This is a genomic window from Pirellulales bacterium (assembly GCA_035533075.1).
Taxonomy (GTDB): domain Bacteria; phylum Planctomycetota; class Planctomycetia; order Pirellulales; family JAICIG01; genus DASSFG01.
On record DATLUO010000193.1, the window covers coordinates 230,672 to 256,105 of the forward strand.

At 64.9% G+C, this 25,434-nt stretch carries 23 protein-coding genes, 1 tRNA gene and 1 pseudogene; 10 read left to right on the forward strand and 15 right to left on the reverse strand.

Going from position 1 to position 25,434, the window contains the following annotated elements:
- Nucleotides 1–61 precede the first annotated feature (61 nt).
- Nucleotides 62–3,028: a DUF1156 domain-containing protein gene (locus VNH11_24650; GenBank protein ID HVA49580.1), complete on the reverse strand. Its 2,967-nt coding sequence runs from the start codon at nucleotides 3,026–3,028 to the stop codon at nucleotides 62–64.
- Nucleotides 3,006–6,713, reverse strand: coding sequence for a helicase-related protein (locus VNH11_24655; protein ID HVA49581.1), 3,708 nt, complete (start codon nucleotides 6,711–6,713; stop codon nucleotides 3,006–3,008). The genes VNH11_24650 and VNH11_24655 overlap by 23 nt, the downstream gene beginning before the upstream one ends.
- Nucleotides 6,714–6,892: 179 nt before the next feature.
- Between VNH11_24655 and VNH11_24660 the strand changes: the two genes are divergently transcribed.
- The 4 genes from VNH11_24660 (at nucleotide 6,893) to VNH11_24675 (ending at nucleotide 9,065) form a co-directional block, all read left to right on the forward strand.
- Nucleotides 6,893–7,291, forward strand: a complete 399-nt coding sequence (locus VNH11_24660; GenBank protein HVA49582.1) for a hypothetical protein — start codon at nucleotides 6,893–6,895, stop codon at nucleotides 7,289–7,291.
- A gap of 113 nt (nucleotides 7,292–7,404) precedes the next feature.
- A complete protein-coding gene (locus tag VNH11_24665) occupies nucleotides 7,405–7,734 on the forward strand; it encodes a hypothetical protein (GenBank protein ID HVA49583.1) in 330 nt (109 codons plus the stop codon).
- Nucleotides 7,735–8,434: 700 nt separating this feature from the next.
- The gene (locus tag VNH11_24670) at nucleotides 8,435–8,671 is read left to right on the forward strand and encodes a hypothetical protein (GenBank protein HVA49584.1); all 237 of its coding nucleotides are present in this window, start codon (nucleotides 8,435–8,437) and stop codon (nucleotides 8,669–8,671) included.
- The gene (locus VNH11_24675) at nucleotides 8,661–9,065 is read left to right on the forward strand and encodes a PIN domain-containing protein (GenBank protein ID HVA49585.1); all 405 of its coding nucleotides are present in this window, start codon (nucleotides 8,661–8,663) and stop codon (nucleotides 9,063–9,065) included. The genes VNH11_24670 and VNH11_24675 overlap by 11 nt, the downstream gene beginning before the upstream one ends.
- Before the next feature lie 136 nt (nucleotides 9,066–9,201).
- Here VNH11_24675 and VNH11_24680 read toward each other — a convergent pair whose 3' ends face one another.
- Nucleotides 9,202–9,699 carry a WYL domain-containing protein gene (locus VNH11_24680; protein HVA49586.1) on the reverse strand — a complete coding sequence of 166 codons (498 nt, stop codon included), beginning with the start codon at nucleotides 9,697–9,699 and terminating at the stop codon, nucleotides 9,202–9,204.
- 1,228 nt (nucleotides 9,700–10,927) lie between these two features.
- Between VNH11_24680 and ilvE the strand changes: the two genes are divergently transcribed.
- The 5 genes from ilvE to VNH11_24705 all read left to right on the forward strand — a co-directional run bounded on the left by ilvE (nucleotide 10,928) and on the right by VNH11_24705 (nucleotide 17,401).
- A complete protein-coding gene (gene ilvE, locus VNH11_24685; protein HVA49587.1) occupies nucleotides 10,928–11,800 on the forward strand; it encodes a branched-chain-amino-acid transaminase in 873 nt (290 codons plus the stop codon).
- Nucleotides 11,801–11,880: 80 nt separating this feature from the next.
- Entirely contained in the window at nucleotides 11,881–13,560 is a 1,680-nt protein-coding gene (locus VNH11_24690; protein ID HVA49588.1) for a serine/threonine-protein kinase, read from the forward strand.
- On the forward strand, nucleotides 13,560–14,480 hold the full coding sequence (locus VNH11_24695; GenBank protein HVA49589.1) for a hypothetical protein: 921 nt from the start codon (nucleotides 13,560–13,562) through the stop codon (nucleotides 14,478–14,480). Before VNH11_24690 ends, VNH11_24695 begins: the two co-directional genes overlap by 1 nt.
- A gap of 34 nt (nucleotides 14,481–14,514) precedes the next feature.
- Nucleotides 14,515–15,510: a hypothetical protein gene (locus tag VNH11_24700; protein HVA49590.1), complete on the forward strand. Its 996-nt coding sequence runs from the start codon at nucleotides 14,515–14,517 to the stop codon at nucleotides 15,508–15,510.
- Between the two features lie 148 nt (nucleotides 15,511–15,658).
- On the forward strand, nucleotides 15,659–17,401 hold the full coding sequence (locus VNH11_24705; protein HVA49591.1) for a lipopolysaccharide kinase InaA family protein: 1,743 nt from the start codon (nucleotides 15,659–15,661) through the stop codon (nucleotides 17,399–17,401).
- 14 nt (nucleotides 17,402–17,415) lie between these two features.
- On the opposite strand, the gene VNH11_24710 is transcribed toward VNH11_24705, so the two are convergent.
- Nucleotides 17,416–17,559, reverse strand: coding sequence for a hypothetical protein (locus VNH11_24710; protein HVA49592.1), 144 nt, complete (start codon nucleotides 17,557–17,559; stop codon nucleotides 17,416–17,418).
- Nucleotides 17,560–17,732: 173 nt separating this feature from the next.
- Here VNH11_24710 and VNH11_24715 point away from each other — a divergent pair.
- Nucleotides 17,733–17,806: transfer RNA gene (locus VNH11_24715), tRNA-Asp, on the forward strand.
- A gap of 1,858 nt (nucleotides 17,807–19,664) precedes the next feature.
- On the opposite strand, the gene VNH11_24720 is transcribed toward VNH11_24715, so the two are convergent.
- The 11 genes and pseudogenes from VNH11_24720 to VNH11_24770 form a co-directional block, all read right to left on the reverse strand.
- Nucleotides 19,665–20,000 (reverse strand): hypothetical protein, encoded by a 336-nt coding sequence (locus VNH11_24720; protein ID HVA49593.1) that lies wholly within the window; start codon nucleotides 19,998–20,000, stop codon nucleotides 19,665–19,667.
- 41 nt (nucleotides 20,001–20,041) lie between these two features.
- Nucleotides 20,042–20,470 carry a hypothetical protein gene (locus tag VNH11_24725; protein ID HVA49594.1) on the reverse strand — a complete coding sequence of 143 codons (429 nt, stop codon included), beginning with the start codon at nucleotides 20,468–20,470 and terminating at the stop codon, nucleotides 20,042–20,044.
- Nucleotides 20,471–20,568: 98 nt separating this feature from the next.
- Entirely contained in the window at nucleotides 20,569–21,366 is a 798-nt protein-coding gene (locus VNH11_24730; protein HVA49595.1) for a hypothetical protein, read from the reverse strand.
- The gene (locus VNH11_24735; GenBank protein HVA49596.1) at nucleotides 21,344–21,811 is read right to left on the reverse strand and encodes a hypothetical protein; all 468 of its coding nucleotides are present in this window, start codon (nucleotides 21,809–21,811) and stop codon (nucleotides 21,344–21,346) included. Before VNH11_24735 ends, VNH11_24730 begins: the two co-directional genes overlap by 23 nt.
- Before the next feature lie 88 nt (nucleotides 21,812–21,899).
- Nucleotides 21,900–22,313, reverse strand: coding sequence for a helix-turn-helix domain-containing protein (locus VNH11_24740; protein HVA49597.1), 414 nt, complete (start codon nucleotides 22,311–22,313; stop codon nucleotides 21,900–21,902).
- Nucleotides 22,303–22,539, reverse strand: coding sequence for a hypothetical protein (locus VNH11_24745; protein HVA49598.1), 237 nt, complete (start codon nucleotides 22,537–22,539; stop codon nucleotides 22,303–22,305). The genes VNH11_24740 and VNH11_24745 overlap by 11 nt, the downstream gene beginning before the upstream one ends.
- A gap of 47 nt (nucleotides 22,540–22,586) precedes the next feature.
- Entirely contained in the window at nucleotides 22,587–22,796 is a 210-nt protein-coding gene (locus VNH11_24750) for a hypothetical protein (GenBank protein HVA49599.1), read from the reverse strand.
- A gap of 82 nt (nucleotides 22,797–22,878) precedes the next feature.
- Entirely contained in the window at nucleotides 22,879–23,103 is a 225-nt protein-coding gene (locus VNH11_24755) for a hypothetical protein (GenBank protein HVA49600.1), read from the reverse strand.
- 128 nt (nucleotides 23,104–23,231) lie between these two features.
- Nucleotides 23,232–23,621, reverse strand: a complete 390-nt coding sequence (locus VNH11_24760) for a helix-turn-helix transcriptional regulator (protein HVA49601.1) — start codon at nucleotides 23,619–23,621, stop codon at nucleotides 23,232–23,234.
- A gap of 16 nt (nucleotides 23,622–23,637) precedes the next feature.
- Entirely contained in the window at nucleotides 23,638–23,922 is a 285-nt protein-coding gene (locus tag VNH11_24765) for a type II toxin-antitoxin system RelE/ParE family toxin (protein HVA49602.1), read from the reverse strand.
- 1,106 nt (nucleotides 23,923–25,028) lie between these two features.
- A pseudogene (locus VNH11_24770) lies at nucleotides 25,029–25,434 on the reverse strand (IS4 family transposase).

Consider the following 25,434-nt stretch of genomic DNA (forward strand, 5'->3'; position numbering starts at 1 on the left):
TTTTACTCTCCCCGCCAACCGCGCTCAAGCGGGCCGCTCGAGCTGGTCGTTTGGGCTGTCGCTACGGCTCGTCAAACAAGGTTCGCTCGGCCTTCGGAGCCAGCGCCGCTTCGCGGAGTTTGATTTCGGTGCGCAGGGTGGGACGCTCGGCGAGCAGCGCGCTGGCGAGACGCCAGTCGTCGGTGTCGCGAGGCAGGACTTCGAATAGCGCCTGGGCCAGCCGCCAAAAGCCGGCGTGCTCGGCGAGGTCGTGAGTGTGGAGATATTGGACGAGGGCGGCGCGGTCGCCACGCTGCCAGTAGAGCATGGCGCGATGGAGTTGGTCGATGAGGGGCGATTCTTCGTCTTCGCCCAGGTGCGGGCGGTCGAGACGGTCGGCGAGGAGGGCCAAGCGGCAGGTGGGGCCGTCGACCATGAACAGGCCGCGGCCGCGGGCCACCTCGAGCGCCTCTTCGGCGTCGCCGCCGACTTGCACGACCAATCGCATGTCGTCGAACGCCTGCTCGGTCACGCCGTAGAGGTTGGCCCAGACGAAATAGAGCCGCGACAGGCGGTCGCCCGTGAATTCGCCCGCGATCCCCTTGAGGGCCGCCTCGCGGACAAGCTGCAACAGTTCGGGCACGGTCACGGGCGTCCCGTCGGCGCGTTCGACGCGCTGGTGCTTGCCGAACTCGCCCACGGCCGGGCCATAGCAGGCCACAATCAGGTCGGCGCCCCGGAAGCCGTAGTCCCAGAACCGCTTGACGCTCTCCTTTACCACCCGCTCGATCTGGCGCCGCACGTCCTGAAACGACGCCGGCGGCGCCGCCACCCGCGGCCGGCAGACCACCGTGATCGACGATTCCAACGCCGAGCTGTCCAAACCCCGAGCGCGGTTCTTCAATTCCATATCGAGCGCGAGTGTCGCGGTGATGTTCAGGCCAGCTTCAAATAATGCGTTGACGAGCGCCGTCCATGCTTTCGTCGTTTGGTGCGCGAAGATCACCGTGACCACGCCATTGTCTTTGCAGACCCGCCGTGCTTGGGTGAAGCACCCAGCCAATTTTCGCGTAAAGTGCTCGTCCGCTTTTTCGGCATCGCCCCCGTGCCGGTGGTTCATTGCCGTCGCTTCTTCGTCCTTTGGCGTTTGGGGCGTTGCAAAAGCTTCGGGAACAATGTCGTGCAGGGCGCGCTTGAGCCAGACATAGAACATGTCCGACAAATCCGCGTAGGCATACATGTTGAAGTAGGGCGGATCGGTGACCACATTGTCGATGCTCGCACTTGGAAGCGCCAATCCGGCGCTATCTCCCAAGGTCACGCGACATCCAGCGTCTGAGAATCCGACCGCCAATTGCTCGTGGAATATGACGCGCCGGATCCAATCAAGCTGCGATAAGCCGCCGCCGCTAGCGTCATTAAACGGATTCACTTCAGCATAATCCCAAAGCATGGAGAGCTTTGCCATATCAAAGGGCTGCTCAAACTTCTCTCCCGAGTAGTGCCAGCGAGTGAATGAAGTCATGCGGACAATCATTCTGTCGACCCACATCGCCAGGTAGCACGCGACCGCTTGCCAATAAGAGTCAACACCGTCACCGAGGGATTGAGAGAAAATCTCGTGAAGAGAGTCGTTCAGCGTCTGGATCGCGACAACTTGTCGCGGGTTGAACAAATCGCCCCATCGCATAAAGCCGTACAAATGTACGCGAATTCCGGTTGAGTTTGAGACGTCATCTTCGTCGACACCTCGCTGCGTGATCTCAGGCAAGATCGGCTCCGCGGGTCGTTCAACGCTCGCTGCGAGCTCGGCCGCTTGTTTGGCCGCAGCGAAATCAACGGCTTCCGGGGCGCGGTAGTCTTTGCCGTTGGGCGCATCGGTAATCACGGCTACCAGCCGCTCGCCGAGCTTCTTGTCTTTGCCGGCCTGGCGCAAATCGGCCACGGGCGTCGGCTGTTCGCAGATCGGACAGCGGCAGTTGCCCCGAGTCAGCATTGTGCCTTGCGTGCGTGTAATCGCCTCCCCTTTGGCGATGCCGAACTTCACTTCTTTGCCGTTGACCTTAATGGTCAGGGCGACCTTCTTTGCATCCTTGTTGCAAATCAGCAGGCTGCTCAAGAGCGGAATCTCCGCGCGGCACGAAGTATTCGAGCAGGGCGCGGTGCGCGCCCAGAGATAGCCGACCACCGGCAGGTTGTCGGAGCCGACCGGGTAAAGGTGGCCGATCTTTTCTTTGGCGCGTCGCAGAATCTCCTGCGCGTAATGCTCGACGTCGTAAGCCAGCACGTTGGGCACTTCGACCTCGGCCAGCGAACCGGCCGGCTGGCGCATGCCCGGCTTGCCGTACTTTTGCGGAAACTCGCAGGTGGCCCGCAGAATCAGATAGGCCACCGGGTTATAGTCGTTGGCGATCGGCTGGGCGCCGATGCGGCCCGCTTCGAGCGGTATCGCGCCCCCGCCGGCGAACGGATCGAGCACCGTCGGCACTGCGCCGCCGTTGGCGACGCGCACCAGCTCACGGGCGATCCAGAGCACTTTGCGGCCGACCTCGTTGGGCATTTCACGGCTGCCGACCTTGATCGTGGGGCCGCTCGTTTCCCATTTCACCAGCGAACGGTCGTCGAGCAGGCGCTCGGGCTTCGGCTCGCTGGTGCTTTGCCCGGCGTCGAACGCCAGCCATTCGGGCGACCACTTGGCGACGAACATCATCAGCCGGTTGCGCAAGGTATCGGGCTGGCCGGCGTAGGGGCGATAAGGGTCGGGGTCGAGGTGCGTCTGCCGCCCGCGGCGATACGATTTGAGCACGTCCGCTACGTCGCTCTTCAAGTGTCGCTCGACCGCCGCGCGGAAGTCGGCCGGGCAATCGGGATGATCGGGGTCGAACACCAGCGAGCCGAACACGACCGCCCGCGACGCGGCCAGCGGCCGCCGCGCGAACCACAGGTGCAAGGTGGAGATATGCCCGTGGCGCAGCGACTTGTCGCGCACGCTTTCGGCCGAGATTTCACGGATGGGCAGGGCGACTTCAATCAGGCGGGGGGCAGTCATGCTCGTCTCCGTGCTGCCGCCAGTCCGCCTCGGTGACGAAGTATTGGACCTGCCGGTAAAGCATAGCCGGGTGAAGCCGCGACATGGGATCGCGGATGATCCGCAGCCGCGGCCGTAACGTAGCAGGCACCGCGCACCCGCGCGCGGGTGGCGTGCCGTCGCCTTGAGCCGATTCTCGTTCACTGCCGCAGAACGTCACAATGTAGAGATAGGCCCGGTCGCCGAGCTGCTCGAGCTTGTCGCGTTCGGGGGCGGTGAGCACGACGCCGCCCGAAGCGGCCCGGCCCTTGACCTCGATGAACCGCCGCTCGCCGTCGGGGCCTTCGCTGCGAATGTCGTAATGCTCGCCGTCGGCAGAGATGTCGATTGGATTCCAGCCGCGTGAGCGCTCGTAACGCATCACCACCTGCATCGCGATCCGCTCGATCTCGTCGTCGCGGCGCATCGGCAAACCGCCGCCGGCCGCCGGTTCTTCGGGCGGCGCCCCTTCGCCCAATGCGTCATCGAGCACGGCCACCGGCGCGGGCAGCACCAGGGCCGAGGTGATGACTTCCGGCAGGTTGGCGGTCAGCCGCAGCATCAGCTCCAGCTCTTCCAAGCGGCGCGTCTTGCGGGCCTTGAGGTCGTTGAGCCGGCGTTCGAGCTTTTCGCGTTCGTCGGCGTCGTCGTTGCCGAAGAGCGAGGCCCGCTGTAATTCTTCGAGCTTGAGCGACTGCTCGGTGATCAGCTCAGTGAAGGTGGTTTCCAGATAATGTCTGCGCAGCTCGCATTCGGCACGGCGATGCTCGCTGACGCGCCGCATCTGGTGTTCGGTGAGATTGGTGTACGACCAGAGCTGCACTTCGTCGGTGGGAAAATCGGGAACGGCGAGCGTGGGGGCGAGGGAGGATGCGTCGGAGTTGGGTTGAGTGACGTCTTGCGCGGAGGAGGGCCCCTCGGTGGTAGGCGACGGCACACTGAGTGTGCTTGCTACTTTGGGGGCTGCGACTATTTCAGTGAAGTTCAACACCGTGGCGGGCGAGACCGCACGCAGGCCGTGATGGTCGGCCAGCACGACGCTGAATTGCTGATGTGCCAGCCGTTTGCGCGCTTCCTGCCGTCCGTCTTCAACCGCGGAGCGCACCAGCCAGAGCCGCTGCGGCACGGCGATGTTCGGATCGCAAAGCGTGGCCCCTTTGGCAAAACTCTCGCGCGCCTCGTGGATGGCCCACTCGGTCACGGCGTCGAACAGCGGATGTCCGGAACCGAGCAGCCGCGTGTATTCGGGCACGCGCTGCGGGCTGGCGACCGAGACGAGCTGCTTGTCGAACACAAAGGGATTCTCGTACTTATCTGCGATGTGCAGTCGGAGGCGGCGAGCAACCTCCATCACTTTCGACGGCAGCGGGCCGACGTGATAGACGGGATAATGGTCGTCGGGCCGGACCGTGCCGCCGGCCGCGCGCCAGGCGTTGATGAAAAAGTTCCGCATAAACAGCGGCTGCAAGCGGCGCTCATCGGAAGCGTCGCGCAACTGCCGGGCGTCGGCCAAATCCAACCTGGAGGCGAGCGACTGTTTCTTCTGCAAGGCCACGAGCTCGTCGGCCTTTTGCTCCAGCTTGGGATCGGCGATCATGCGGCCGGCTTCCTTGGCGACTTCCTTCGCCTGGTCGGCATCCTCCGCGTCGATGGAGCGCTCGATCATGGTGACGAGCGGCACGTCTTCCAGCAGGTCGTCGACCACGTCGTAGACGCGGTCGTCGCCGAGCTGCTCGCGCATCACGTCGAGCTTTTTCAATATCTTTTCGAGGACAGCGCCCTCGCGCGTATTCGAGGCGACGAGATTGAACACCCAGACGTCGTCGGCCTGGCCGTAGCGGTGGATGCGGCCCATCCGCTGTTCCAGCCGGTTAGGGTTCCAGGGAATGTCCCAATTGATCAGGTAGTGGCAGAATTGCAGGTTGATGCCTTCGCCGGCCGCGTCGGTGGCCAGCATGATCTTTTTCGAGGTGCGGAACTCTCGCTGGGCCTCCTTGCGCGCGTCGGCGTCCATCTTGCCGTGGATTGTGGCCACCGTATAGCCGCGATGCGTGAGCCGCTGACACAGGTTATCCATCGTGTCTTTGTGCTCGGTGAAGATCACCAACTTTTCGTCTTCGCGCCGGATGACGTCGGACGAATCGAGCACCTTGCGCAGCTCGGTGAACTTTGCCTCGTTGAACTGCGCCTTGTTCAACCCTTCGGCGACGCGCAGCAGATCCGAGACCTCGTTCCGCTCGTCTTCGACCGCTTCAGGGTCGTCGCTCAGTACCTGGCGAAAAATCTTCTTGTCGACCGCTTCGCGTTCAGCTTCATCGAGCTCTTCATAGTCGGCATAGGCGCGGGGGACGTCTTCGGTGTCGCCCTTCAAAAGACGTTTGACCTCGGCGGGACTGCGGCGCGGGTCGCGCAACAGCCGCAATACCTCGTCGAGAGCGGCCAGGCGAGTGCGGAGCGTGCAGGTGATGGCGTAGATCGACGAGGCCAGGCGGCGCTGCATGACCATCACCGTCAATTCGACGTTGCGGTTCTTCTTGGCGCGGGCCTCCTTGCGCCGCGAGCGAACGTATTTCGTCACGGCGTTGTACAGATCGAGCTCTTCGGGCGTCAGCTCATAGCCGAGCGTCTTCGTGTACCGCGGCTTGAACAGCGGCTGCTCCGACCAATCGAGCATTTCCTCTTTCAAGCGGCGAAGGAAGAAGCGGTTGCGGGCCTTGGCGATGGCCGCCTCGCCCTCGAAGGCCTCGCCCTTTTCGTTGAACAGCCGTTTGCCGATCCGCTCGTTGACCAACTCGTCGGCCTGGAACAGGTCTTCGTCGAGCAGCATCAGCAGTCGGCGGAAGGTGTCTTTGCGGCCGCGATGCGGCGTGGCCGTGAGAAACAGCAAATGATCGGTCCGCGGGGCGAGCTGCTCGATCGCCTGGTAGCGGTCGCTTCGCTCGACCTTCGCACCGTATTCATAAGCCGAAAGCTTGTGGGCCTCATCGACGATGATCATGTCCCATTGCGCTTCGCGCGCCGCGTTGAGGCAGCCTTCATGACGGGCAATGAAATCAATCGACGTGATGAACAATCCTTCGTCGGAGCGCGCGAACTGGGCCGGCTCGGCCTCGAAGCTGTGGCGGTTAATGCGTCGGAAGTTGAGACCGAATTTTTCGGCCATTTCGTCGTACCACTGCCGCGTCAAACCGCCGGGCACGACGATCAGCACCTTATTGACCGTGCCGCGGAAGAGCAGCTCTTTGAGCAACAGCCCCGCCATGATCGTCTTGCCGGCCCCCGTGTCGTCCGCGAGCAAAAAGCGGATTCGCGGCAGCGGCAGCAGGTAGCGATAAACGGCTTCGACCTGGTGCGGCAGCACATCGACGGCCGACGAGTTGACGGCGAAAAGCGGATCGAACTGATAGGCGGTCTGGATGCGGTTGGCTTCGACGCCCAGCAGAAATGTTTTTGCGTCGCCGTCGTAGGTGAACGACGCACCGCGAATGCGCGTCAGGCGAGAGATCTCTTCGGACGAAAGCGGCCGGCGGATCAGGCGGCGGGAGGTGACGCCGATACCCTCGACGAGCATCTTGGGGCCGAAGCTGGTGATATTGCGCAATTCAACATGCTCGTCGGGTTCCAATCCGGCGACGACATCACCCGGCGCGAACGATACGGTAGACATGGCCCTCACTGCCGCTGACAGCCCTGGTGTACTGGCCCTCGGCTGCTGGCCGGCTGGAACGATCAACCGGCGACGTTCCCGAACGTAGCCACGGTGCCGCCATTAGGGTATCGGGTGGGCAGGCGAATGTACAGCCGCCGCGGCAGGCGCACGGCCGGCACAGGGAAGAATTGCGGTTCGTGGTCCGTTGCCTGTGGCTGCGTCGGGATCCGGCCCGTCGGGAACTTTCCGGCGGTTGGCGGCGTCTAAAGGTTGGCGGCACGGCACAGCGGCTGGGCGTGATGGCCCGCGCGGCGCGCATCTTCCTCGTGTTTGCCGCGCAGCGGCCCGAAGACCGCGCCATGCCCGTGCAGTTAAGAGACAACCTCGGCAACCGCCTGGTGATGCGCGTCGAAAGTCCCGGCACGTCGATGATCGCTTTGGGCGAAGAAGGCGCCGAGCGGCTCCTCGGCCGCGGCCACCTCGCCGCGCGGCTGCAAGGCGAAGATCGAATCATTTATGCCCAGGTGCCGATCCTGTCGCCCGATCAAATGGCGCTCACTGTGGCCGCGATCCGGCAGTCGACGCGCCGCACGTGACGCGGTGCTAGTGCCTTGACCGGCAGCCCCGCATCTCATTCGCTCCCGGCGCGCCGGGACACAAGGCGGATGCAATCCGCGCAATCGTCCGGGCCAGGATCGGCTTGCGAGAAATGGCGTTTTCCGGCCGGTGCGAATACTACACCTGGCAAAGCCCGCGGGGCGACCTCTACGTCGTGTCGCTGGCGCTGAAGAACCGCACGGGCAAGGCGGCGCCGAGCTACGAATGGTGGAAGACCTTGGCGCAGGTGGTGGCCGGCCGCGCGTCGAGCGAAGATGTCGCGCTCGATATCCTTTGCAGCGAGTTGTCGAGCGTCGAAGGTATGCGGCGCACTTGCCTGGCGTGCGGCGCCGTCGATTTTGTCGACGGCCTCCCGCGTGCCGCGCTCGACAACTCAGAGTCCTGGTTCATGTGCGAATGCTCCGCGATCGTCGGCTCCTGAAACCGGTTGCTCGTAGAAGACCAGCCCTAGCAACTGGCCGGGGTTGGTCAAATCGACGGTGACGCGGAGCGGTTCGGGAGGGAGAGGGTTGTCAATCGTAGCAGGCACACTCCGTTGTGCCGTTGCCTTCGAGCGCAAGACGTTAATCCACGAGCCGGTCGTTGCTGCTGCTCGGTGTGCCGCCAAAACCGCGAGAGCGAAGTCGACGAGCACGCGGCAACGGCACGGCGGAGCGTGCCTGCTACTTTGGCAACGGCACGGCGGAGTGTGCCTGCTACTTTGGCGACGGCACAGCGGAGTGTGCCTGCTACTTTCTACGCGAGGCATCGCTGCCTCCTTTTGATGTGGCCGCACCGCCCGCTCGGCGGCGCTTGCCGTGTATTTAACCGATCGCCCGGCGATTGCAAGCAAGTTGCGGTCAGGTTTTTTCATGGGGACGTTCAAGGGTTCAGGGTTCAGGGTTCAGGGTTCAGGGTTCAGGGTTCAGGGTTCAGGGTTCAGGACGGGCTGACATCACGACGGAGCGTGATGGCGACTGACCACGGACCACGGACAACGGACCACCTTCCTCGCTCACGCTTCGGGTTATTGTCGCCCTCACGTCATTGCCGGCCTTGCTTTCCGGCGGCCAGCGGCGGAAAATCATGTTGTCGCGATTCAATGCGGCCCCTGAGTTGAGGCATTTGCGGAGGTTCCATCTATGACCGCCATTGTTGAAGGCGTTTACAAGCAGGGGAAAGTCGAGCTCCTGCAGGCCCCGGCTGGTTTGCCGGAAGGCCGGGTGCGGGTCATCCTGATTGCCGAGGCGGACCGGCCCAAGCCCCCGCCGCGGATGATGACCTTCGGCATGTTCCCCGGCGATACCTCCACGCTGGAAGACTTCACGGAAGCCGAATGGCAGGGCGAGGAGAAGTGGGGCGACGCCGATGGGCAATGAGTATGCCCTCGATGCGCACACGTTGATCTGGTTTATCGGCGGCAATGCCCGACTGGGCAGTAACGCCCGCGCGGCCCTGCAGGATCCCGGCAGTCGATTGTATCTGCCGGTGATTGCCCTGGCGGAGGCTTGCTGGGCGGTGGCTCGCGGCAAGACCAGTATTCCATCGCTGGCCGCGCTATTGGCCGCCGTTGATGCCGACTCGCGGACCGTGGTCGTGCCGCTGGATCGTGCCATTCTGGACCGGTCGCTCACGTTGTCAGCGATCGGCGAGATGCATGACCGGCTGATCGCTGCCGCTACCTTGCACCTGGCAGGCGTGTCGTCAATCGTGCCTCTTTTGACTTGCGACCCCGACATCGCATCCTCCGGACTCGTCACCGTTGTTTGGTGACCCCTCATCCCTGAGCCCTTCGGCGTTCGTTGAGCAACCGACAAGCGTTCAGAACGACGAGCGGTTGCGGTGTATCTGTGCGTACCGTAGCCATCACGCTCCGCCGTGATGAAAGCCGGCAATCGGAACCCAACCCTCAGGCCTTCCTCGACACCCGACGTCGCTTGCCGTCGGCGGCGCTATACTTCTCGGCCAGCGCGGCCACCTCGGCGGCGATCTCGGCGCGGAGCTCGGCCGGCTCCAATACTTCGGCCGACGAGCCGAAGCTGAGGATGAACGAACGGGCTTCCACCGTGCTGGAAAGCGTCCACTCCGCGATCGCGCCGCCGTCGCGCTGGCGGCTCACACGCTGGCTGGCGTGCATCCGCTTTTCCTGGATGTACCGCGCGGCCGAGGGGGCAAAGCGCACCCGCACCCGCACCGCCTGCTGGCCGTGATAAACGCCCAGCGAGCCGGCCAGGTGCCGCTCGAGGTCGAAGGCGGCGGGACGCTGAAAAGGAAACTTCGTCCGCTCGACCGTTTCGATGCGGTCGACTTTCCGGTGCCGCACCTCGTCGTGCTGCAAAATCAGCCACTGCCGCAAGAGCGGCGAGTGGTCGGCCGGCGTTCGACCCGCTTGTGGACCTTGAGTCATATCAAGCCCATTCTAGCGTCGTTCCGCTGAACCCTCTACCGAATGCCGCTTGGTCGCTTGGTCTGCGGCGGATCCGACTTTCCGGCGGTTCGTGGGGTCTAACGGTCAGTGGGTGGTGGCTGGCGACCCTGCCGGAATTTTTCCGCGGTGCGTGGATTCTTTGGCGTTCGCCAAGCGTATTGCTGGTAGCCGGGGAGAAAAGAGAGAGTGGTTAGCAGTTAGCGGTTGGTGGTTGGTGGTTGGCGGCTGGCAGAGTGTCAGCCGTGCCTAAGAATTGAGCAGTGGCGCCACGCGGCCGCCGGTGCCGATCGGCTTGCGCAAATTTGCGCCAGCCGATGAAACACGGCGTTTTTGCCTAATTGTTCAACCTGACAGAGGTTTTTTGGCGGCTGCTCAAATGATGTGCATAGTGGTCATCCGACTGCCTGTTCTTTGAGCAATTCTTTTGTCCGTGCGGCGGAACAGTGTCGCCGGCGTTCGTCGAGTTGCAGCGAGAAGTCGAAAGAATTCGGTCCCAAGCCAACAGCGCGGTAGAACACAGGGAGCCACGCAGGCGGGGACGCCTGCAACGGATCCAACCCAAGCCAAACGCGAGATAGAACACAGGAATGTTTGAGTGACGCCGGCTGTTCGGCCGAACCCCCCGCGCACGGTGTGTATAAATTTACACACACCGGCGAAACACGAGGTTTTTTGCCTGTCATGCGGTGTGAGTCGAAAAAAATTCGGTCCCAAGCCAACGGCGCGGTAGAACACCGGGAGCCACGCAGGCGGACGAATGCAACCGATCCGACAATACGACGCGCCCAACAACCGCTTCCGGCAGCGGGCCGCCACTGCCAGACCCGCTTGCGGAGCAAGCGGGCTACGTCGCCCGCTCGCTCCGCGAGCGGATCGGCGGTCGCGAAGCGGCGGCCCGCTACGACTGAGGATCCGCAAAGTGCCCGACGGTAGGCGGTAGACGGGGATTGAAGAGCGGCGAACGCCGCCAGAATGCCCAATCCAAAATCCAAAATCGGCAATCCAAAATTGACCACCCCCCCCAGATTTACCGTTGCGGCGCCAAAATGGGCCGCGGCCGACCCTCGGCGCAAGATCCAACGGGCCAACGGCTTGCAGCCAGGGCAAACCGAACGCCTGTTTTGTTTTTGACAACGGTAATTATTCTATGACAAGGGTAATTCGGTTACAATGAACGGCCACACAAATCGCCCAAACGGAGATGCGAATGACGACTGCCGAACGGCCGCTCAAGGTCTACATCAGCGGAAAGCTCTACGACAAGGCCGACGCCAAAATCAGCGTCTACGATCACGGCCTGCTCTACGGCGACGGCGTGTTCGAGGGCATCCGCAGCTACGGCGGCAAAGTTTTCCGCCTGGAAGAACACCTCAAGCGGCTGTGGGACTCGGCCAAGGCCATCTGGCTCACCATTCCCATCTCGCGCGACGACCTGGCGAAAGCGGTCTACGACACGCTCCGGGCCAACAACATCGCCGACGGCTACATCCGGCTGGTGGTCACGCGCGGGGCGGGCACGCTCGGCCTCGATCCCAACCGCACCAGCGACCCGCAGGTGATCATCATCACCGACCATATCTCGCTCTACCCCCGCGAGCTGTACGAGAAGGGCCTGGAGATCATCACGGTCAGCGTCGTCCGCAACCACCCGGCGGCCCTCAGCCCGCGGATCAAGTCGCTCAATTACTTGAACAACATCCTGGCCAAGATCGAGGGCCTGCAGGCCGGCTGCATCGAGGCCCTGATGCTCAACCCCAAAGGCGAGGTGGCCGAGTGTACCGGCGACAACGTGTTTTTGGCGCGCGACGGCGTGCTGCTCACGCCGCCGATCGAGGCCGGCATTTTGGAGGGCGTCACGCGGCAGGCCGTGATCGAGCTGGCCCGCGGGCAAAAGCTCGACGTGCGAGAGATCCCGCTCACCAAGCACGACGTTTACATCGCCGACGAAATGTTCTTGACCGGCACGGCCGCCGAGGTCATTCCGGTGGTGAAAGTCGACAGCCGCGTCATCGGCGGCGGCAAGCCGGGACCGATCACCCGCGACCTGATGGAGCGGTTCCACAAGCTGGCGCGAAGTTAGCGGGGCTGCCCGCGGAAGCCGCGTCAGAAGACGACGGCCGGCAACGTCGAAGCCGGCCGCCGCTTGCTATAATCAGGCGTATGTCTTCTCCGCTTTCCGCCCCTGCCTCGGCGACCGCCGATCGCGACGAGCAGCTTGGACGCCTGTTGGCAAGCATGACCGACGAGCTGCGCGCCGGCCGCTGGGTCGATGTCGACGCGCTGGGCCGCGAGCATCCCGAACTGTCGGCCGAGCTGCGAGAGCTATGGGCCGCCGTGCGGGTGGCCGAAGGCGTGGCGATTGGCCTGAGTGAATCGAGCGGCCCGACGGCCGACTGGCTGCCGGAAGCCACGCTCGTGCCCGGCGATTTGCCGCGCCGCTTCGGCGATTTCGAGCTGCTCGAAGAGCTGGGGCGCGGGGGCATGGGTGTGGTCTACAAGGCGCGGCAGGTCAGCCTGGGCCGAACGGTGGCGGTGAAGATGATCCTGCGGGGCGAGCTGGCGTCGCCGGCCGAGGTGGCCCGCTTTCGCTCGGAGGCCGCCGCCGCGGCCAGGCTGGAGCACCCGCACATCGTGCCCGTCTATGAAGTGGGCGACTGCGACGGCCAGCCCTACTTTGTGATGAAATACATCGAAGGCACGACGCTGGCGCGGCGGTTGGCCGAAGGTCCCACGACCGCGCGCGAGGCCGCCGCCCTGCTGCTCACCGTTTGCCAGGCCATCGAGTTCGCCCATCAGAACGGCGTGCTGCACCGCGATCTGAAGCCCTCGAACATCTTGATCGACGGCGAGGGCCGCTCGCACGTGAGCGATTTTGGACTGGCAAAACAGGTGACGGGCAACCACGAGCTGACGCGCTCCGGCGCGGTCCTCGGCACGCCCAGCTACATGGCGCCCGAACAGGCCGCCGGCAACCGCGGGCAACTCGGCCCCGCCAGCGACGTCTACAGCCTGGGCACGGTCCTCTACCAGATGCTCACGGGCCGGCCTCCCTTTCAGGCGGCCACGCCGGTCGACACCGTGTTGCTGGTGCTCGAACAAGATCCGCTGCCGCCGCGGCTGTTGAACCCCAAGGCCGACCGCGACCTGGAGATGATCGCCCTGAAGTGCTTGCAGAAGCCGCCGCTGTTGCGCTACCCCACCGCCCAGGCATTGGCCGACGACCTGGCCGCCTATCTGCACGACGAACCGATCTCGGCACGCACCGGCCGCTTCACGCAGGTGGTGGCACGTTGGTTCCGCGAGACGCACCACGCCACCGTGCTGGAGAATTGGGGCCTGCTCTGGATGTGGCACAGCCTGGCCCTGTTCGTGATTTGCCTTGTCACCAACGCCTTCCAATGGCAAGGCATCACCTCGACCGGTCCCTACCTGGCGCTCTGGACCGCCGGACTGGGCACCTGGGCGGGCATCTTCTGGGCCCTGCGGCGACGCACCGGTCCCGTGACGTTTGTGGAACGCCAGATCGCTCATATCTGGGCCGGCAGCGTGATCAGCATCTCGGTGCTGTTTCTGGTCGAGAACTTGCTGCGGCTGCCCGTGCTCACGCTCTCGCCGCTGCTGGCCGTGGTGAGTGGAGTGGTCTTCATCTCGAAGGCGGGCATTCTCACCGGGGCGTTTTATCTGCAAGCCGCGGCCTTGTTCGCGACCGCCCTGGTGATGGCCTGGATGGACCGGACCGACATTCCGGGCAGCATCACGCTGTTCGGCGTCGTGTCGGGCCTGTCGTTTTTCTTTCCGGGGCTGAAATACTATCGTCAGCGGATGCGGGGCGAAGGTTGATGTTCGTGGCTTTGACGGTCGTCGTGACGGTACACTTGCTGGCCGTCTATCTGGCCTTGATGGGGCCGGCCATCGGACTTTGGCTGCAATGGCGGGCCGCTGCCGACGAGTTGGCGGCCCGTCTCGACCGGTACTATTTGCGTCTGGCCGTGGGCGGCCTGCTTGTGGCCACGGCGGCGGGCGGCCTGGCCGTGGTTTTGATCGGGCGGCTTTTTCCCGACGCCTACCTGGCCGCGGCACGCGAGCTTCCCACCTCGCGCTACTGGCCCTACGGCGCGATCGAGCTGGTCTTTTCGCTCGGCTGCTTCGTGCTGGCGCTGGCGCTGGCGGGGCACGTGTCTGGCCCGCGCAGCCGGTTTTGGATCCGCTGGCTTGCGACGCTGCTGGGCACGACCAACCTTGTTTACCACTTTCCGCCGCTGTTCGTCATGCTGGGGGTCTTGTGTACCCGGCCAGATACCTGGGGGCATCCCGCGAAGTTCACCACGCTGCTGGCCGACGCTGAAGTGCTGGCCCGCGTGTCGCACCATCTCTTGGCGGCGCTGGCCGTGGCCGGTCTGGCGGCCGTTTGGTATGGAATGCGTCGGGGCGGCGAGTGTCTGCAGGCGGTGGTCTGGGGCGCTCGCATCGGCGTCGCGGCCGTCGTTCTCCAACTTCTGTCGGGCTTGTGGCTGGTGATGGCGATGCCGGTTGAAACGCGGCAAATGTTGCTCGGCGACGACGCTGTTTCGTCCGCGTTGTTTTGCGCGGCGTTCGTCGGCAGTTTGTTTGTCGTGCCGCGACTGGCCGCGATGGCACTGGGCAACGTGGAACGCCGGCACGCGCTGGTTACAATATCGCTGGTTCTGGCCGTGGTTGTGCTGATGACCGCCACCCGGCACCGCACGCGGGAACTTGCCGTTCCCGCCGCCCGCGAATAGGTTAAGATAGGGATTATCCGAGGAGAGAACGACTATGCCACCCTATACCCCACCGCTCGACGAGCACGGATTTCCGATTCCGCCGACGTTTGACGGCCCGGTTTCGCCGCGCCGGTCTTCGCACCTATTGCGCCGCGTGTTCCGCGTGGGCCTGATGCTGGCGTTTATCGCACTGCTGGCCGGCTCTCTGTATGAATTGCCGCTGAATGACTTGCCGCTGATCGGCGGCATCAAGGGCTGGCTGGCCCGCCGATCGCTGACGGTGGCCCAACAGAAACATGCGCGCGGCGACGTGCAGGGGGCGCTGGCCGACGCGGACCGTGCGGCGATGCTAGCGCCAAACGACCCGCTGGTCTACAATTGCCGCGCGAGGCTCCGACTGGAAGCCAACGACGTCACGGGAAGCTTGGAGGACTTCGATCAGCTTGTGCGGCTTGCTCCGCGCTACGCGGGCGGCTATCTCGGACGCAGCATCGCCTATCAGCGGCTCGAGCGGCATCGCGAGGCCATCGACGATTTGACGAAGGCCATCAGCCTCAGCCCCGGCGGAGACGCCATGCCGCGCAACAACCGGGCCTACGCGCGGGCACTGGCCGGCATTGAATTGGATGACGCGATGAGCGACGTGCGGCAGGCCCTCAGCATGACGGAGCAGGACATCCAGGAGTTGGAGCAATTTGGCCAGGGCCGGTCGGCCGCCGTCAAGGTGCTGGTGGCGGAACGCAAGGCGCAGAAGGCCGCCTACCTCGATACGCGCGGCTACATTTTTTTCCTGCAACAGAACTTCGAGTCGGCGCTGGCCGATCTTGACGAGGCGATTCAACTGGCTCTCGACTGGCAAAGAATCGCGTTGCCGCAGAAACCGGCGGAGGAACGGGCGGCCTACGCTCAGCAACTCGACCATGAGTTGTCGGTGATGTACCATCATCGCGGCCAGGTGCTGGAAAAGCTCGGCCGCGAAGAAGAAGCCCAGTCCGACCTGGACCAGGCCGAGAAATTGGGCTACAACCCTGCCCTCGGCGTGTTTTAGTGCGGCCGTAGGTGGGGCCAGCGAGCTTGCCAGCGCCGGCCCACCGTGATGGACGCTCCTAAATGGTGGGCCGGCGCTGGCAAGCTCGCTGGCCCCACCTTACGCTCGTCAGGCCGGCATTGCCCACCCCAGGAAGGATCCTCGATCGTTGGACGGACCCGATTTGCCCACCCCGGTTTCGTTGTCTCGTGGCGCCGACCGCGCCGTTGAGGGCGAGGTCTTGCCTTCGTGGCGGCCGGTGTTGTTCGGTCCCGACGGGTTGCGGCTTGAGCAATGGCTGCGCGACGGTCAGGCGCGGCTGGTAAAGCACGGGCCACAACGGTCGGTGTACCGCGTCGATGCCGCCCAGACGAGCTTCTTCGTCAAGCACTATCGTTGCCGCCGGTGGTGGCAGGCCTTGGCGCATTGGTTTCGGGCGAGTCCTTCGCGCCGCGAGTTTCGCCGTGCCCGTGAAACGCTTCGCCGGCAGGTTCCCACGGCCGAGCCGCTGGCCTGGATCGACTCGCGCCGCGGTGCTCTGGTCTACGACAACTTTCTTGTCACACGTGCCATCGGCGGCTCCTGTACGCTGGAGGAGTGCATCCAGGCCTGCTTGCCGCGATTGCCGTCCGCCGACGCCGCCCGACTGCGTCGCAAGCTCACGCTCAGCCTGGCGCGGCTCTGTGCCGCGGCCCATCGCCAAGGCATCGACCACAATGATCTGCACTTGGGCAACGCGCTGGTGTGCCTGGATACCTGCCACACCGCGGCGGACGACGACCGCCTGCCCGAACTTTCCCTGATCGACTTGCCCGGCGTGCGGCTCGCGCGTCCGCTGAATCGGCGGCGGACGGTTGCCGCTTTGACCATGCTCGGCTCGGCTTGCGCCGACCTGGCCACGCAGAGCGACCAGTGGCGGTTTTGGCGGGCGTATGTTGCCGAGCGGCCGGAGTTACGCGAGGAACGCAAGCTTGCCCGGCGGATCGCGGCGTCCATCCCGCACCGCCGCCGCCGCGTGGCCCGCAGCCGCGACCGCCGGGCATTGAAGACGAACCGCGATTTCTACTTCTGCCGCAGCGGCCGCTCGCGCGCGTGGGCCGTGAGCGATCTTGCTCGCGAGCGGCTCACGCGGCTGCTCGAAGACCCTGGGCAACTGCTGACCGGCAACCTGCACCGAGTCTTCAAGCTTTCGCACCGCAGCGTGGTGGTGCAGGCCGAGCTGCCGCTGGCGACGGCGGAAGTAAGCGTGGCCTATAAGCGGGTCCGGCCGCGCAACTGGTGGAAGACCGTGCTGCACTACTTTCGCCGCAATCCGGCTCTGGAGGCCTGGCATTACGGCCATGCTCTGCTGCTGCGCGGCATCGCCACGGCGCGGCCCTTGGCGGTGGTCGAACGGCCCCGCCGGGGACTGCCCGCCGAGGGCTATCTGGCGACGCAATGGATCGCAGGGGCGAACAACCTGCACGTCTACGCCTGGCAGTTGACGCGGCGAAGCGAGGCCGAACGACGACGACGCACCCGCCAGGTGGCCGAGTCGCTCGGCCGTTTGTTGGGCCGCATGCACGCTTGGCACGTTTCGCACCGCGACCTGAAAGGCTGCAACATTCTATTGGTCGAGCGCGACGACTCGGTCGAGTGCCACCTGATCGACGCCGACAGCGTCCGGCTGCCGCGCCGCCTGTCGCCCTTTTTCCGGGCGTTCAATCTGGCCCGCCTGGCCACCAGCCTCGAAGCCCACTGCTGGGTGACGCGGGCCGACCGGCTGCGTTTCTTGCGCGCCTATCTCGGCGAGTTGCACCGCCGCGACCCCGGAGCGTGGCCCGCCGATTGGAAGCGGGCCTGGCGGGCCGTGGCCAAAGCCACCCGGCGGATCATCGGCCGGCTGAACCGGGCAGACCGCGAGATTGTCTAACGCGGCCAATAAGGTCAATAATTCGACCGCGAGCCGAATCCGCGCAGGCAGACCACGCCCACCGCTAAGGTCAGCAGAAAGCACCCCAGCCACCCGAAAGGGCCGAAGTGCGTGACATAATGGGTGGCCGCCCTGAGGAGGGTCCAGATCGTGTTCATAGGCTGTCTTGGTCGGTCCGAACGGCGTCTCTGAAATCATAGCTTGCCGATCGCGGGTTGATTCCGGTTTGCCGCCGAAGCGGGCTGGAATATTGGCTCGTGGCTTGTGAGCCGCCACCCCTTGCGGAATCGGGCACAGGCCGAAATAATACAGCGGCTCCAGGGAACAACTTGGGGGCGTAGCTCAATTGGTTAGAGTACCGGACTGTCGATCCGGTGGTTGCGGGTTCGAGTCCCGTCGCCCTCGCTGTACTGAAACGCCGTCAAAGCCGTTGCTCGCAACGGCTTTCGTCGTTTCGGGACGGCCGTTCTTTGTGGTCGCAAATGGCCCCTCCCGGCCACGGTTTTCCTGCCAGAGCGCAAACGAAGGCGACGGTTTTCCGTCCGTTCCCGTCGCTCGTAACACCTGGGCCTCGTCATCGCGCGACGACGGCCAGGGCAGCTCCGGCAAGCTATCGAGCGCGGGGGCGGCATCGTCGAGCGCAAGGTGCGTGTAGACGTCCATCGTCAGGCTGAACTTGGCATGACGCGCCAGCTTTTGGGCCACCTTGGGATGCACGCCCGCGGCTACCAGGTTGCTGATGAATTGGTGCCGCAAGGCGTGGAAGTCGAACACGCGCCCGGTGTCGTCGCGGTAGGCGATGCCCGCCGCGGCCAGGTCGCGCCGCAACATGTCGGCCGCCTCTTCGGCCCAATTGCCGGGCCACAGCTTGCGTCCGGACGCGACGTCGGGCGCCGTCTCGGCATCCGGGCCGGACCGCCCGACGTCGCGTGTACGGGCCTGCCGGCGGCCCGCCCCGCGGTTGGGCAGCCAGCCGGCGATCGCCGCGGCCAGGTCCCCGCGCACCGGCTGGTCCGCCGGTTCCTTGTTTTTGGTGTAGGACGCGGCCACGTGGACCGTCGGCACCTCGGCGGTCAGGTCGAGCGCGCCTTCCGTCAGGCTGGCCAACTCGCCGGCCCGAAAGCCCGTGTTGGCCGCCACCAGATAGAGCATCGCCCGATCGATGCCGTCGAGTCCGCGGAATCTTGCCGGCCGCCCGTCGCTCCGGCGCCGGTTGCGCGTGGCTTCAATCGGCCGCGCAAACTCCGCCTGGCTCAGCCGGCGGCGGGCATGCCGGACGTCGTCGCCGGCCTTCACTCCGGTCAGGCCGGCGAACGGGTTTTCCAGCGATCGGCGGGCGCGCACCAGCCAGCGCCCGAACGAGCGCAGCGCACCCGCGTAATGGTTCGACGTCGACTTGCCCATCCGGCTTTGCGACGTCTCGCGGTCCAATCGCCATTGGCGGATCGCTTCCAGGTCGTTCGCCCGCGGCTGCTTGCGCGTGACGCGGCCGATCGGCGCCCCGTCCCGCTTCCACTTCTCCACCGCGCTGACCGTCACCTGGAAGTGTCGGGCGATGTCGCGGTAGCTTTTGGCCGTCGCGCCTTTGCAGCGGGTTGTCAGCGGCGTGCCCAGCTCGAGCTGCCGCGCGTACGTGCGGGCTTCGTGCAGCCAATGCGCGACGCGCCCCTCTTGAATGTCTTTCAACAGGCGGAAGTCGCAACCGTCGAACACCGTCCGCAAACGGGCGACGGTCAGCTCGACGTATTCCGTCGTGTCGCTCTTGGCCGTCAGGTGCTGGCGGAATGCTTCCAGGTGCTCGCCCAGCGGCAGCAGGGCGAAGTCGTCGAAGGCATGGCCCAGGCCGGAGCGGCGGCGTTGCACTTTGACGATCAAATCGGCCAACAGTTTTTGGGCGCATTCCCAGTCGGTCACTCCCAGCGAGACGGTCTGCACGTTGCCGTATTCGTCGCGGTAGCGGGCCCAGACGATTTCCGAGCGGGAGGTTTTTTTGATCGCGCCCCTGGTGCCCTTGGGGACGCGGCGGCCGTCGCGATCGACGTAGTGAACGATCTTCGGCCGGAAGAGCTGCTTTCGCAAGCGCGGCATGACGAACTCCTTTGTCGAACACGCGGCGGGGGCGGAGTCGGGGTTCGACTCCCGAACATCCGCCCCAACCGCAAAGGATCGATGGTTAGCGATCATCAAGCTACCGTATCGGCGGCGGCTTGCAAGCTACCCCTCCTGGTGTTCGCCGCGCGCCTCCTCCTGGGCCGTCACGAATTCATGGAACAGTCGTCGAGCTCTCGAGACGATCGATTTCCTCTTCCAGTTGGCTGCGCAGCACGCGCAGCATCCAGAGACAGCCGGCCTTGGCGTTGGCGAAGTCTTTGAACTGCATGGGCAGCCAGCCTTCACGCTCGCATTCGATTACGACGTCGACCGGTTCGACGTCAAGCGGCGCGTTCCTGTCCCCTTTCGGGAACGGCTTTTCGGTGCCGATGACGATGCACAGCTCTGGCGGGACATCGAGCTGGAGAAACACTGCGCCGAACGATGCCGCGACCTCGAGCGCGCCGTGGTAAGCAGTTGTGACGAGTGCGTGTTGTGTCTTTTCCATAACGTTTTCCTTTGCGGTTTGACTGGAGAAACGAAATGCCCCTACGCGGCCCCACTGGTCGAACTGCCGCCGTGAATCACCTCCCGCAAGCGTTTGCCATCGGGCCACGCGCGGCCGTCGTGATGACGTTCCAGCGATCGCTTACGTTGTCGGGCTTTTTCCTCCCGCGCGTCCGCCTCCCACCACACGCGGCGATAATCTTCGCGGTCGAACAGGTCGAGCTGCTTGTAGACCCGCGTCGCTTCGCCGGTCTCCGGGTCGATGCCCGGCACACTGACCAGCCGCGCGGTGCCGTCGCTGGAGCGGTCGCGATTGATGCATTTGCGCAGGTCCTGCTCGAGCGCCTTGAACAGCGCATCGTCGCGATAGTCTTGCGGCAGCACGTGCGAAGCCAGGAAGGCGCGCGTCAGGTCCAGCAGTGAAGCGGGACCGGTGACGCTGGAAATGAACTCGGAAAGTTCGTCGTGCATGGTGATGGTAGGATGGAAGGGTTCAGGGTTCAGTAAAACCGGGCCGCGGCGAGCTGGCGGAGTGTGGCCAGCCGCCGCGCCCGGCGTCTCAGGGACGGTCACTTGGGCCCATCGCGCGCGTGATAAGGCATCCCGCGGCGCCCAAGACAGCCCAGCAGCATCGCGCGTGGGCCTGTGACGTAGCTGTCGGCGTTTGCGACGGCCCGAAGCGATTCCTCGAGCCCTCGCTGGCCGGCGTCTCCATGCTGGACGACCATTTCGGCGATCTTGCGGTACACGACTTCGCTGGTGTCGGTGTCGCCACAGGTCTCCAGCACCCCGCGTGTCTGGCGGATGATTCGATCCATCTCGGCCGCGCGGTCGCCGGGGTCGTGGTTCGTCAGCCGGCTGCTGGCGGCTCCGGCAACGTCGCCGATCGGGGCGGTTCCCGTCCCGAATTCTGGACGTCCCATGGATCCTTTGAGCGGCGCGCTCGTATTACCCTTGGCCTTAGATCCTTCCCTTACCCTTGATCCTTTGGATCCATGGTCAATGGATATAGGGACGAACGGCGGATTGCGTCCAGAATTCTGGACGGCATCCGCCGCGGAAGCCGGCGCGACGATACGCCACGTCTCTGCCCCGAGCTGCACCCAAGCGTGGAGCTCCTGAAGGGCCTTGGCATGGTTGTAGGCCGTGCTGCGAGCCAGGCCGCGGCCGCCCTCTTCACGCGGCGCCTGCATGGAGTTGAGCAGCTCTCGGCTGTCGACGTCGCCGGTTGCCCAGCCGTTGCGGCGCAGCGACCAGAGCCAGGTTACGGCCTGTTCGTCACTGTGACATATATCCATGACAGCTTCCACGATCGCTAGCGGATCTCGATCGGCGCGGGGCTGCTCAGCCCGCAGTGGGTCGGTCATGATTGGGTCTCCGTTCCGGACGCTGGGGCGCGTCCCAAATGGGGATCGTCGAGGGGCCGGGATCCATCGGCCCCGTTTCGGCGAAGGGAAGCGGCAGTTGGGCCTCCGACGCGGCGGCTGCCTCGCTTGCCGCGCGTGGTTGTCGCCAGTTGCGGATGCGCAGATCGGCTTGTCGCGGCCCGCGGCTGAGCACGTCGATCAGCCCGGCCTCTTCGAGACTCGTGAGCCAACGCCGTACGGCGCGCTCGCTGGCGGCCAGGGTGAATTGAAGGCGGAGATAATCGACCGTCAGCCGGCCGGGGCGGCAGCCGACGACCTGCCACAAGAGCAAGTAGCAAAACAGCGGTTCGCGCCGGATGCCTCGAAAGCGCAACAGCTCCGGCGGGACGTGCCAGGTCGTGGGCAGGCCGTCGATGCCCTGGACGATGCTCGAGAGTGACGCCATGATTATGTAGTGTTTCACCGGGGCGGCCCAGCGCTCCATGCTGGGCCGCCCCACCGCTTAGTACCTCAGCGGCCGCTTCCTGCGGACGCTACTTTCGGCCGCGGGCCTCCCACTCTTGGCGCGGCGGCCGGCCGTGTTTCAACCAACGCTCGACTTCGTTCTTGAGGTATAGGCGCCGTCGGCCGCTGAGCACCGACGGCGGCAGCTCGCCGGCCGTCTCCATCCGCCGCACGCTTCGCAGGCTGAGCTTGAGCACCTCGGCCAACTCGGCCTGGTCGATGAGCAGCTCGCCGTCGTCGGCCAGCGGTACGATGGACGGCGCCTCGGCCGTCTGCGCGACCAGCAGCTCCAACAGCGCGATGAGGCGATCGATCCGGCCGGCCAGGTCCGCCGCGGCCGGCGGAGCGTAGCCCTCGGCGATCGTACGCCAGACCGGCGCGGGGGCCGGTAGGGCCTCGGGCTGGTCGCGGGCAATCGGGAGGCGCAGAACGTTAGCCGACACGGTTGGCCTCCGTCGTCGGGAACTGGCGGGCGCGCTCTGCTAAGGTTTGCTCGACGGCCGCCGGGTCGAACAGCAGTCGCGCGCCGGCGGGCAGGTGGGGCACGCGACCGGCTCGGGCCTCATCGCGCAGCCAGCGCATCGAGACGCGCAGCCGGCGGGCCATCGATCGCAGGTCGAGTAGTGCGGGTGCGGTATCCATCACCGCATCATGCAGCGACGACAGCAAACCGTAAGTGGCAAATAAGAGTGCAAATAAGGATGCACTCTTGCGCTTTACAGCGTTTGGTAGAAGGACCGGCCGGCGGGAGTGAGCGCGTAACCCGTTCGCGGGCTCGGCTTTTTCAGGTACCCGGCATCGATCAACCGCCGGAGATGCAAGGTCAGGGTGCGCGGGTCGGTATTCACTCGCTCGGCTCCGCGCCACGCCGCGAGCTTTTCTCTGATCTCAGCCTTGAGGACCGCTGCTTTGGCATCGCCCAGCATCCTTACTATTACCAGCTCGGTTACCGCAAGTGGCGGAGCGGTGATTGCCTTTACGCGGGCAATGCGAACGCGCTCCTCGGCTTCATAAATTTCCTCTGGCGTCGGATGTGTTATGATCGTGGCCCTCCTGCGCGTCCGTGAAGAGCTCCAGCCAACCGATCAGTGCATTGAGGTACGCACCCCAGTCGGGCGTCGCAGCGTCATGAACGCACCGGCCGGGGCCGTTGACCATCGACATAACAACCCAGCCGGCATGGTGGCAGGCGTTCAGAAACCGCTGTCCGTCGAATGTGAGCTCGTTCACCATGCGTACCGTCCTTTTGAATCGGGCCGGCGCCCCGCGGCATGGAAGGACGGTACAGAACCATGCGCGACGGGGTGCCGCGTTGGGCCGGTCGGTTTCGAACCCGCTCGGCCACCCGATTGATTGTGAGTTTACTTCCGTGGTTTGCGATTGCCAGCGGTCGGCTTGGCGCGGGCGGCATCGGCTTCGCCATCGTCAAGCGCTCGGCGGACCTTTTCGAGGGTCGCCTGGCTGGCGGAATGTTTCGCGTGTTCGAGCCGGCTAAGCGTCTCCACCCGCACGCCGGCGCGGCGGGCCAGCTCCACTTGCGACCAACCTAGAGCGCGGCGCGCCCGAATCAGGCGGCGGGCCGCGACCACGCGCAAGGCCTCGCGCGCCGGATAATTCCCTTCCGCGTCTGGCGGGGGCAGCTCCGGTTGCGGCGGCCCGCCCGACAGACGACGGTAATCCTCCTCAGGCAAAATCACAAACCGCTTTCCGTCGAGCGTTACCGTCTGCACGCTGGCATGGCTGATGTTCATTGACTTGCTTTCACCGTCATTCATAAAAGCCATCGCGGTGCCCCACTTTTTCGACCGTGATCCTGTCGTCGGCCGGCGGCTGTCCCTCGACCTTCTCGCCCGGACGCACTCGAAACTGGATACGGTAGGCTCCGGTCCGCAACCGGTAGCATCCGGCCAGTTCGCCCCGGAGCGGCTTGGCGCCGCTCACTTCCGGCCACTTTTCGAGTCGCAGGATGAGCGCCTCGACGCGTTCATAAATCCGCTTGGGCAACGCCTCGAATTGCTCCAGCGCCTCGGGCAAGATGGTCACAATCGCCATGCTTGATGGTGTGGTCCGCATGTCAAGTTGTCAAGAAGTTGACAATGCTCGACTGTCGTCCGCTGTCTTTCGGCCTGGGGATACCCCCCTATTTCAAAACATGCGGAAAAACGTGCGCGCTTGGCACGCGGTCTACGCCGCGCGCGATCGTCAAAAATCGCCCCCCCCCCGGTCGAACAGCGGGAGAAGGACCCTGCTTTCGGCCGGGGCCTACGAATCCGGCGGCTGCCGCGGCCGCTCGATTCGACCAGGCCGGCCGGGGTCGCTGTTTTCGGCGGCTGCCGCGGCCGGTTATGATGTTCGATCTTCCAGCTTCGACGGCGCCACGAAAGCGTATTGCGGATCGGCCGGGCGGCGGCCGCGTCGCCGCTCGCGATCGTGCATGTCGCGCCGCAGGCGGCGTCGCGACGGCTGCCGCCGGCGATGGCTGCCGCGCAGCCGACGCGACCGACGCGACGGCCGCGGCGAAGGCGGCGAAGGCGGCCACGCCCGCGGCGCCGCGCCGCGCGCGCGTCGCGATCGCCGACGGCGAATCCGGACTGGGCCGCCGCGGCGACGGCGGCGCGCGCCGCGCGGCGCGAGAATGTTTACGGCGCGGCGCCCGAGCTCAATCCTGCTGGCGGGAGCTTGTAGGGCCTGGCGACGTTCGCGAGTTGAATCGCCGCGGCCACGATGACGGCACAGATCAGCACGTACGCCAGAAACGCCAGGCCCAACGGGCACGGCTCCGGGGTCGCTGCGCCCGGCTTCGGCATGCGGGGCGGCCGGCGGCGTGGCTTTGCTCTTGGGGTCGGAGGCACACAGAGAGTATCGGCAGGCATGGTTGTCCGCCGTGCGAATTCAACCGCGGCGCAGCGCGCTGCGCGACCTGCCCACATGCCAACCGTTGCGGAACCTGCTGACCGACGGGTGGGCGCGGTTCCCACCCCGCCGCCAGTGGGGCCTGCCCTTTCGCCGCCGCTTGCGAAAACGTAGGGCTTCGGTCGGTCCCTTGCGTTGCAATCGCTTCTTCGTATCTCTCAAAAGGGGGGGCATCGTCCGTATGATGCATCGCCGAGTGATGATGCATTATAATCCGTCGATGGATGCCCCGGTTGCCATGCCCTAAGTACGCCGGCCGCGCGGTCGGCCTCCGTCAGTGGGAGTTCTTCGATGACTTCGTAGGCGCTATTGTCGCGGAGCCGGCAAACATAGCTGCTCCCCGCGGCCACAATCCGATTGAACAAGGTGAATTTGGCATAGCCGCGGTCCATGGCGTAGGTGTGATCGGACTGAATCGTCCGCTCCAGGACGGAGCGTTCGTCGTCTTGGCCGCCGCCATCCGGGATCACGTCGATCCGCGTGGGCACATAGCGGTCGACCTCAAAGTGCGTATGCAGTCGCCATTTAATGAGTCCGTTTCCCGTCTCGGCTTTGAGGCATGAAGCCTCCATCATTTTCGGCAAGGCGGAGAGCAGGGAGCCGTCCACGGCCGTGAGCGTGCCCGGCACGTCGCGTAGCCGCGGATCGCGA